The 7,544-nt window shown below is 44.5% G+C and carries 16 protein-coding genes and 1 pseudogene; 1 reads left to right on the forward strand and 16 read right to left on the reverse strand.

Translation table 11 applies throughout. From position 1 onward, the window contains the following. From A1D16_RS20585 to A1D16_RS20650, 14 genes and pseudogenes are all read right to left on the reverse strand, one after another. Nucleotides 1–234: pseudogene (locus A1D16_RS20585) on the reverse strand (DUF5675 family protein); the annotation flags it as partial. 156 nt (nucleotides 235–390) lie between these two features. Then, on the reverse strand, nucleotides 391–930 hold the full coding sequence (locus A1D16_RS20590) for a hypothetical protein (RefSeq protein ID WP_290713193.1): 540 nt from the start codon (nucleotides 928–930) through the stop codon (nucleotides 391–393). Continuing rightward, the gene (locus A1D16_RS20595) at nucleotides 899–1,072 is read right to left on the reverse strand and encodes a hypothetical protein (protein WP_290713196.1); all 174 of its coding nucleotides are present in this window, start codon (nucleotides 1,070–1,072) and stop codon (nucleotides 899–901) included. Before A1D16_RS20595 ends, A1D16_RS20590 begins: the two co-directional genes overlap by 32 nt. Before the next feature lie 3 nt (nucleotides 1,073–1,075). Next, entirely contained in the window at nucleotides 1,076–1,213 is a 138-nt protein-coding gene (locus A1D16_RS20600) for a hypothetical protein (RefSeq protein WP_290713199.1), read from the reverse strand. A gap of 267 nt (nucleotides 1,214–1,480) precedes the next feature. Next, nucleotides 1,481–2,038: a hypothetical protein gene (locus A1D16_RS20605; protein ID WP_290713201.1), complete on the reverse strand. Its 558-nt coding sequence runs from the start codon at nucleotides 2,036–2,038 to the stop codon at nucleotides 1,481–1,483. 11 nt (nucleotides 2,039–2,049) lie between these two features. Then, entirely contained in the window at nucleotides 2,050–2,247 is a 198-nt protein-coding gene (locus A1D16_RS20610) for a hypothetical protein (protein ID WP_290713203.1), read from the reverse strand. A 12-nt stretch (nucleotides 2,248–2,259) separates the two neighbouring features. Next, the gene (locus tag A1D16_RS20615; protein WP_290713206.1) at nucleotides 2,260–2,769 is read right to left on the reverse strand and encodes a hypothetical protein; all 510 of its coding nucleotides are present in this window, start codon (nucleotides 2,767–2,769) and stop codon (nucleotides 2,260–2,262) included. Beyond that, the gene (locus A1D16_RS20620; RefSeq protein WP_290713209.1) at nucleotides 2,762–3,100 is read right to left on the reverse strand and encodes a hypothetical protein; all 339 of its coding nucleotides are present in this window, start codon (nucleotides 3,098–3,100) and stop codon (nucleotides 2,762–2,764) included. The genes A1D16_RS20615 and A1D16_RS20620 overlap by 8 nt, the downstream gene beginning before the upstream one ends. After that, nucleotides 3,097–3,294 (reverse strand): hypothetical protein, encoded by a 198-nt coding sequence (locus A1D16_RS20625; protein WP_290713212.1) that lies wholly within the window; start codon nucleotides 3,292–3,294, stop codon nucleotides 3,097–3,099. Before A1D16_RS20625 ends, A1D16_RS20620 begins: the two co-directional genes overlap by 4 nt. A 4-nt stretch (nucleotides 3,295–3,298) precedes the next feature. Beyond that, a complete protein-coding gene (locus A1D16_RS20630; RefSeq protein WP_290713214.1) occupies nucleotides 3,299–3,484 on the reverse strand; it encodes a hypothetical protein in 186 nt (61 codons plus the stop codon). A gap of 1 nt (nucleotide 3,485) precedes the next feature. Beyond that, entirely contained in the window at nucleotides 3,486–3,863 is a 378-nt protein-coding gene (locus tag A1D16_RS20635; RefSeq protein WP_290713217.1) for a hypothetical protein, read from the reverse strand. Nucleotides 3,864–3,866: 3 nt separating this feature from the next. Then, nucleotides 3,867–4,106, reverse strand: a complete 240-nt coding sequence (locus A1D16_RS20640; RefSeq protein WP_290713220.1) for a hypothetical protein — start codon at nucleotides 4,104–4,106, stop codon at nucleotides 3,867–3,869. A 10-nt stretch (nucleotides 4,107–4,116) separates the two neighbouring features. Then, the gene (locus A1D16_RS20645) at nucleotides 4,117–4,722 is read right to left on the reverse strand and encodes a hypothetical protein (protein ID WP_290713223.1); all 606 of its coding nucleotides are present in this window, start codon (nucleotides 4,720–4,722) and stop codon (nucleotides 4,117–4,119) included. A 10-nt stretch (nucleotides 4,723–4,732) separates the two neighbouring features. Further along, on the reverse strand, nucleotides 4,733–5,518 hold the full coding sequence (locus A1D16_RS20650; RefSeq protein WP_290713226.1) for a hypothetical protein: 786 nt from the start codon (nucleotides 5,516–5,518) through the stop codon (nucleotides 4,733–4,735). A 66-nt stretch (nucleotides 5,519–5,584) separates the two neighbouring features. On the opposite strand from A1D16_RS20650, the gene A1D16_RS20655 reads away from it, so the two are divergent. Further along, nucleotides 5,585–6,301: a hypothetical protein gene (locus A1D16_RS20655; RefSeq protein ID WP_290713229.1), complete on the forward strand. Its 717-nt coding sequence runs from the start codon at nucleotides 5,585–5,587 to the stop codon at nucleotides 6,299–6,301. 103 nt (nucleotides 6,302–6,404) lie between these two features. On the opposite strand, the gene A1D16_RS20660 is transcribed toward A1D16_RS20655, so the two are convergent. Then, nucleotides 6,405–7,070, reverse strand: a complete 666-nt coding sequence (locus A1D16_RS20660; RefSeq protein ID WP_290713232.1) for an ATP-binding protein — start codon at nucleotides 7,068–7,070, stop codon at nucleotides 6,405–6,407. Next, the coding region (locus A1D16_RS20665; protein WP_290713235.1) for a hypothetical protein at nucleotides 7,070–7,544 on the reverse strand (475 nt) is incomplete at its 5' end. The genes A1D16_RS20665 and A1D16_RS20660, both read right to left, overlap by 1 nt.

Below are 7,544 nucleotides of genomic sequence, written 5' to 3' on the forward strand. Positions count from 1 at the left end.
GTAGGGTATGGCCGTTTCCCCGTATATTTTCGGTTCTGAAGCCGCCCGGCTGACATCTTCTAATGTGTAACAATACAGTTTGCCATTGAGGTACAGTTTGCCAATGGACGTATTGGATGTAAACCAGCGGCGGACAAGTCGAACCTCTAATTTCCGGGTATTGTCTAAACCGGCCTTGACCGCTGCAATATGGGCTAACCCTTCCTGTTCAATATTTTCCCATTGTGTCGCCATTATCCGCGAATCTTCCACGTCACGTAAGTAGCCAGTATCTGGGAAAGAAAATGGCGACCAACAGCACCAAACCCAATAACAACAAGGTTTTATCCGGGAGGTCAATTTTTACGTGAACCGGGATACCTTCTTCGGCTATTTGCTTAAAAAATTCGTTCATTCCCCTGATATTATTGTTTCGATCCAGTCCTTTTCAATGCGTTTACAGGAAGAAGAATCCGGCCAGGTCTTACACATCATTTTAAAAAAGTCGTTTTGCTCAATGCGTAAGCCTTTTAATCCAAAAAATGATGAGGCGGCCAATACTTTTGCATCGGTCTTAGCGCCCCAATTCCCATCTTCCACAAGCCGTCCGCCGGTGTTCGGAATTTTATTTACCATGATCTGAACCCACCGTACATGATCGTTTTTAGAGCCTTTTTTTAACGGCCAATACGGGGGCTTTTTCGGCGTAACATTGGGCGGTGTCGGGTTATTAATCCCCCCGGTATTGTTCAATGCCGCGTGAATGAGCTCCTGCGTTTTGCGGTCGCTGGGGCCATCCGTGGAATTGCTGGCCGAAAACCACCCGGCAATAACAAAGCGGTATTTGTACACAAGGAAAATCCCTAATCCGATCAATCCCAGCACCAGCAAAAAAACCCATGGATTTATTTTTTTGGATTTACCCGCCGCTTTTGGTGTCGTTTTCGTCACCGTTGCCGTTGCCTTTGGTTGTGTTGCCGTTGCCATTTTTTCCCTCGTTTGCTTTTTTAATACCCCTGTAAATACCAGCGCCCAATACCAACAGTATGACCGCACCGATAATGCCTAAAAAGACTTTCCAACCTCTTTTCATACCCTAAAAAATTGAAGTGAATTTATCTATTACTGATTTTATTTTTACATAGATGGCAATAGCCCCGGCAACAGCCAGGATAAAAATTACTATTGCTACGGTGAAATACACATTATTCATGGTCTTTACAATTACATTCATTCCGGGGAAACAGGCGTTCCCACACGGCATATTTGAATAATTCCACCACGATAAAGGCCAATATCCACACAATGACCGTGGTAATTATCATTGTCGCTGTAATTCTCATTCTCGGTGATCTTTATTACATCCGCAATCCTTTTTCCCGTTATGGCGGCGGCGTGTCATTGCCTGTAACCGGAATATCCAGCACAGGAAAAACACCGCTACGATAATTGCCAGCGTGTGAGAAAAAAATGATATAAAAAACCGGGTTCCCATATCTGATTAATTTTTAATTTTCTTATATGGAATTTCAAGGTTATCCGCTTTATCTAATATGGCCTGCCGGACGATAGAAAAACCTCTGGCCCCTACCATATCATCCAAAGAAGGAAAGCCCAGAAACCTGAAAATATCACTTCCTAATACGGGCGGTGCTGTCCATTCCTTTTCCTGTGACAAACGATATAACAGGTTGTCATCATGCGTTTTCGCGTATTTGGCATTATAATAATTATACAACCCGATAAATTCTGCTTCTTTTAACGCCAGCCATTCCCCGTAAGCGGTCATATTCCTACGTCCCCAATTCAGCAAATTATGTCCCTTCATATCCTCGTATATAGCAGCAGAAAGGGTTACCGGGTCGTAAGTAATTTCTCCGGTATAGATCAGGTTCCCATCTTTGTCCAGTTTGTAACCTGCATATTTTACAACATCGGGTTTGTTATTTTTAATGGCATTGGAGATAATCACTGCCACAATAATTACAAAAGCGATGGCTACAACCAAAATAAGGATGGTTTTATAGTGTTTAGTGAGATACTCCTTAATATTATTCATCACCGGTAATTTTATCGTAATGACACATTGGGATTTGCCTGTTTGTCTTTGAATGTGTCGCCCACGGGGTCAACGACTTTGCGACCGCCTGGGGCCGGGGTGGCATCCGGTGTTTTTTTTCCGGAAAAGGCCCAGATCAGGGCCACAACGATCAATACCACCGCCAGCCCTACGCCGATCCCTATCCATATCCTACGCCCCTTTTTCATTGCCTTGTATATTTAATTCCCGCCAAATTTTTCCTTTGCTCCACTTCCGCCAAATTTGCCGCGTTTGGTATTGCCTGCCGGTCGTTCTTCTGCGTAAATCCGGCTAATCATATCTGCCGTACATTCCGGCGCGAATTGATGGGTTCCGTAGTACGGACTGCGCCCGTCCCTTGCATCTCTCCACTGTAGCAAAATATCCAGCGGAACCGTATAGGTTTGTTCTCCCACTATAAATTGTAAACCGCCGGTTTCAATGATATAAGCAAGGTTCCGCGCTAATCCCTGTTCAAAGGTCACGTTATGTTTGCAGGCAAATATTTTCATATTCCGCCGCCATGTCGGGTCCGGGTCTCTCAATACCCAATCTTTATTTTCCTGCAAATGTGTATCCAGCAGCTGAAAAATCTGCTCCTTTCGCTTGTCTGCCGGGCCTTTTCCGAATAAATACCGGTAGGCCAGGAACAGGGCAATAACTCCCAGGGTAGCCGTGATCCCGATGTATATTTTCCCCTGCTTAGTCATGCTTGTTATATTTTTTCCGGTACTCTTTTATGATCCAACCCGGTATCATGGCCCCGCTGCGTTGGTCAATTCCGCCGTTTTGTTCGATCATATACAGCGTGTCAAGGGCGGTCATTTCTTCGTAGGAATACCCGCGTGAAGCGGCTTTTTCCTGCATGGCTTTGACTGCTGCCGGGCCTGTGATTTCTAAATTGCTGCGAAAAATCCGTATGGCTTCATTCAGTATGATTTGCAACCGCTTCCGTTCCCGGTTTTTATTGCCCTGTATGACAATAAAAATCACCAATCCGATAAACAGGATGATCACCGCTATAAATTGCCTCGTATTCATGCCTGCGCCGTTCTGGGGGGAATAATCAATACCAATACAACGACCATGATAATTGCCACGCCCATATATGAAAGCAGTTTCGGAAAAAATCCCTCAATAAATTCCCGTTCTTCTTTTTCCGTGCGGGCCTGCAACTGGTACGCTTCGCGCCAGTCGTCGAAGTTGGTAATCAAATCTTTTTCAAACCAGCCCATACGATCAACGATTTACCAGCACTGCCACAATCACACCGATGGTCAACAGGAAAATCAAACCCATGACGATGTATAAAGAAATATTCGCATTTTCCTTTTTAATGTCATACACGTGAATGACATCTTCCGCCGGTTTGAAAAAATCAAAGGCGGACTGTACAACGGCCAGTATGAGCTCTACATATCCCATGTTATGCCGTTTTTACTGCCCTTGTATTGCCCCTGCCCCGGAGTGCAAAAAACATAATTACTCCGATTATTAAAGCCCCCACAATTACCGCAATCCATATTCCTGTTTTTTGACCCTTTGTATCCTGCTGCGGGTAATACGGGCCTGTATAACCGGGTGTGTATCCTGTAGAGCGGTCATAAATGCCAAATGCCACCCCGGATAAATCAGAAATTCCGCCGATAATCCGGTCAAACCAACTCCCGGCACCGGAACCGGCATTGCCTGTATTGCTGCCGTATTCCTGCATCCACGATAAATAATCGTTGTATTCCCGCTGGGTACAATTCGGGCCAACACCGCCCTTGCATTTTACCTGTAAATCCTCGTAATAGCCCATGCTTTATGCTTTAGCCCGTTTATTTAAAAAACGTATTATTGATACTGTCAGTAGGACACTTAACACAATGGAACCAATGACCAACAGACCAATAAAGCCCATAGCAGCAATACCCCACCAGTTTTTGGGCGGTGTGGTGGCTATGGTTTCACCGGTTCCCGGTTGCCCGTTGGTATGGGGTTGTTGCTGGTTGTTTCCCTGTTGTCCGCTCATATTTCCGCTGGTGTTAGGTATGGTTTTCATACTGCTGCTTTTATGGCTTTTCCGTTTTTGACAGCATCACAATTCCGGCTATAATAAAAGCCAGAAAGGACAGGGCCACGATAATATTTAAGATCATGGCCGCCGTTTTCCAGTGCCTGCGCCTGCGGTTATTGCGGCGTGTGGCATTTTCTTTTTCTGCGGTTTTTTCCTCAATTGTCTGGTCAATATCACTGCCGATATTTCTTGTTGCCTGTTGGCCCTCGAAATATTTGTTATACAAATTTTCAATCGCCAGCGGAAAAGTTTCCGCCCAGGGACGGAGGGGATCGTTGACCGTATCCCCGTACTCCGCCGCCGCCTGGTACTGTAGCACCTGCCAGTAATCTGCCGTGACATTCTGCGCATCAGGATTGAAGGGAACGTTTAATACATCATACAATGTATCTACGTCCATTTCCGCCCCGTATTCCTCAAACCAGTTCATAATTTGTTCCGCATCCTGCGCGTAAGAAACTCCCATAATAGATTGCAGGTTGTCGCTGACTGCTTCAGGGTTATTGTACACGATCGCCAATAATAAATTTTCCGGCTTTTGTACAAATTCCGCTGCCTGTCCTGCTATCGCGGCCTGCAAATATTCCAGATTACTACCCATGCTGTTTTTTTTAGTCGTTAGCAATTACCAATTGCCCCATTTCCTCCTGCATATAGAAGGTTAAAGAAATCTGCGTATTGGCCTGCACGATCATAGAAAACCCGCTGGTTTTTGTCATGGCAATCTCACAGGCAAACGTGAGGATATTGGGGTTATTCGGCGTGTTCCGCTCATAATCTAATGGGGTTTCTTCCTGCACGATCACCCCTTTTCCCCAGGCTTTATAAAAAGAAAATAATTCCGCTTGTTGGGCCAGTTGTGACACCTTATAATTAATTCCCTTAAATGTCACTTTGGTTGATTTCAGCCAGTCGTTAAAAATCTCCGCAGAACCGAAGGAACAGGAGGTTGGGGCCACCGTACCCGTCAGTTTCGCTTTGTTTGCGACAAGCCCGATCGGGTCAATAAATAATACGTGCTGGGCGGCGGCTGTCGCGTTAATGTGCGTGAAGTTCACGGATGAAGTGAACATATCCGGCAGGACAATCCCCCCGAAATGGTGGCAATGGAACCCACCCCTGAAAGCGGCCCCAAATCCTGTAAATCTGCCACCTGCACATTGCCCATTTGCAGGGATTTGGTGTTCGACAGGCGGCCTGTTTTGGTCAGTGCCTGAATGTTTTTTTGTAGTGTCGCCATGTGATTTTGGATTTTGATGAATTTTCCGAAGTGCATTTTTCAGAAATATGTACAAAGTTCCGGCGACTTTACAGGCCTTGCAATACTTGGAAAATAAAGGGTTGTATCGTGTAAAATACGGGCGGATTTTTACCTGTATTTTATTTAAAAAGGACAAGATTTATTTTTAAAAAATGAAACATTTTTTATTTTTTTACGTTGCATGTTATAAATAAAAAAATATATGGAGAGACTAAGTGATTACGATGAATTACTCACTAAAAATGGATTTACATTTGTCGGGGGAATTGAGGCAAAACAACATTACAAACGTATCATTGAAAACGATAAAAAAAATGAACTAAGGATTAGACTAACCCCCATGCCATCAGACCCTGACCTTATTGTTGTGGCAGCAGATTTGGCCCATAGTATCAATGATACATTTGAAGAAGAAAACAGAATACAAATTAGCAACCTTTCTGACCTTCAACATAAAATAGAATTTCATTTGCAAAAAATATATGATGAGGGTGCGCCCGAAGCCGGGAAGTTGTTGGGAATGTTTGCTGATACATTCCCGGATTGCAGACCATATTTGCGTGTCCTCAGATACTTTCCTAATATCGGTTATGCCGCTGACAACCCGGAAACAATTGAACACGGCATGTTTACCCGTATTCATTGTGAAAAATTCTACTACGGATATACGTTTACCCTGCATTTTAATCATTCCCGTACTGCCCAAATATTAGACGGACTTAAAAATACCTTTTCGGTATTTGATGGAACTTTAACAGAAGAAATTGACCACCATTTGGAGCAGTTACACAACCATGAAATGAATCACAGGTATGAAATAATAAGGAATTGGGGAACCGGATTATATTTTCTCTACATGCGCTTCGATATAGAAGGGGTTTTACAAATTACTATACCTGTCGGTACAGTGGCCATGTAACGATGAATAGACTATATTTGTGCTATCTCCCGACCGGGAGACCTAAAAAAGAGTAGTATTTTTGCTGCTCTTTAAGCCGGGTTACCACCATAACCCGGTTTTTTTACAGCTTCACTACTTCCCCCGGAAAGAACTGTTTCATGTGGTGTATGATATATGCATCATATACCCCTGCTACCAGTTCTTTTTTTCCAATGTGTTTCCCGTATTTCCAACGCATTTTAATTTCATCAAAGCCGGATATATGATCTATGATCTTTTTGATGTACTGGAAACGGGTGTACGATGGCAGATCACTTTTGCGCTTTTCAATGGCATCCTCTGTATAGTACAACACATAATCCGAAGCAAAACGGAACATGAAAGGCGGCGTGTCACCGAAATTATGGGTGATCATAAGGATAAACAGCCGTTTTTGCCGCGAACGCCGTATCGTTTTCTTTAAATTCTTGTCCAATTTCCCGTCCTCTGCGGCATAGTTGGCCGCATCGTCCAGGATCAGCAGCCCATTATGAAAATGCTGATAAATCCGCGCAAAATCCCCCGGCTCTATATACGCCTTACGTATCCCGGTAAACGTGCGCAGGGTCTGTATGTCTGACAACTCTATTTCCGGGAGCCGCTGCCATTTGGGTTCCATCCCGTCCGGGTCTAAAACCAGCACCCGCAGGGGGCGTAGCGTTTTAATCATGTTGATGGCAAACGTAGTTTTTCCCGCTCCCTGTGCTGCAATGGCTAAATAATTATAAGCCCTCTCAAACGGTTCCATTACATCGTGTTTTTAAGGATGGAAATTTTTTTCGCCGTGTCCCGAATTTCTTTTTGTATGTCACCGATCAGGGACAACAACGCCCGTTCATAATCCGATTTGCGGCCATTGCTTCCCTTTTCCGGGATTTCAAAGTGTGTTTGCAGGGGTTTACCGTCCTGCGTGAAATTGTCCCTTAGAAGGTCTAAAATGATCTTTTCCCCGCGCTTCAGTTCTCCGATCATGGCATATATCAGTCCCTGTAGTGCCACCACATACGGGGCGTTGTGCAGGTTGCCGGGGGCTTCCGGTTCTTCCCAATCCGTTTTTACGCGGAACTGTTCATACCTGGCTGCTACTTTCTGCTTTTCGTAAATGAAACTGCCATCCGGGGCCGTGGTGGTTTTCTGGTAGTCTTCCGGTTCAGTATGTTTTTCCGGCTCTTTTTCCGCTTTTTGTGCCGGTTGGTATTTCTGTTGCATCTCGTCCCGGAAC

Source organism: Flavihumibacter sp. CACIAM 22H1 (genome assembly GCF_001601815.1).
Classification (GTDB): domain Bacteria; phylum Bacteroidota; class Bacteroidia; order Chitinophagales; family Chitinophagaceae; genus Flavihumibacter.

Coding starts and splice junctions, on each gene's coding strand:
- A1D16_RS20595 (WP_290713196.1), bottom strand. CDS start 1,072: ATGAAAAGAGGTTGGAAAGTCTTTTTAGGCATTATCGGTGCGGTCATA.
- A1D16_RS20600 (WP_290713199.1), bottom strand. CDS start 1,213: ATGAATGTAATTGTAAAGACCATGAATAATGTGTATTTCACCGTAGCA.
- A1D16_RS20605 (WP_290713201.1), bottom strand. CDS start 2,038: ATGAATAATATTAAGGAGTATCTCACTAAACACTATAAAACCATCCTT.
- A1D16_RS20610 (WP_290713203.1), bottom strand. CDS start 2,247: ATGAAAAAGGGGCGTAGGATATGGATAGGGATCGGCGTAGGGCTGGCG.
- A1D16_RS20615 (WP_290713206.1), bottom strand. CDS start 2,769: ATGACTAAGCAGGGGAAAATATACATCGGGATCACGGCTACCCTGGGA.
- A1D16_RS20620 (WP_290713209.1), bottom strand. CDS start 3,100: ATGAATACGAGGCAATTTATAGCGGTGATCATCCTGTTTATCGGATTG.
- A1D16_RS20625 (WP_290713212.1), bottom strand. CDS start 3,294: ATGGGCTGGTTTGAAAAAGATTTGATTACCAACTTCGACGACTGGCGC.
- A1D16_RS20630 (WP_290713214.1), bottom strand. CDS start 3,484: ATGGGATATGTAGAGCTCATACTGGCCGTTGTACAGTCCGCCTTTGAT.
- A1D16_RS20635 (WP_290713217.1), bottom strand. CDS start 3,863: ATGGGCTATTACGAGGATTTACAGGTAAAATGCAAGGGCGGTGTTGGC.
- A1D16_RS20640 (WP_290713220.1), bottom strand. CDS start 4,106: ATGAAAACCATACCTAACACCAGCGGAAATATGAGCGGACAACAGGGA.
- A1D16_RS20645 (WP_290713223.1), bottom strand. CDS start 4,722: ATGGGTAGTAATCTGGAATATTTGCAGGCCGCGATAGCAGGACAGGCA.
- A1D16_RS20655 (WP_290713229.1), top strand. CDS start 5,585: ATGGAGAGACTAAGTGATTACGATGAATTACTCACTAAAAATGGATTT.
- A1D16_RS20660 (WP_290713232.1), bottom strand. CDS start 7,070: ATGGAACCGTTTGAGAGGGCTTATAATTATTTAGCCATTGCAGCACAG.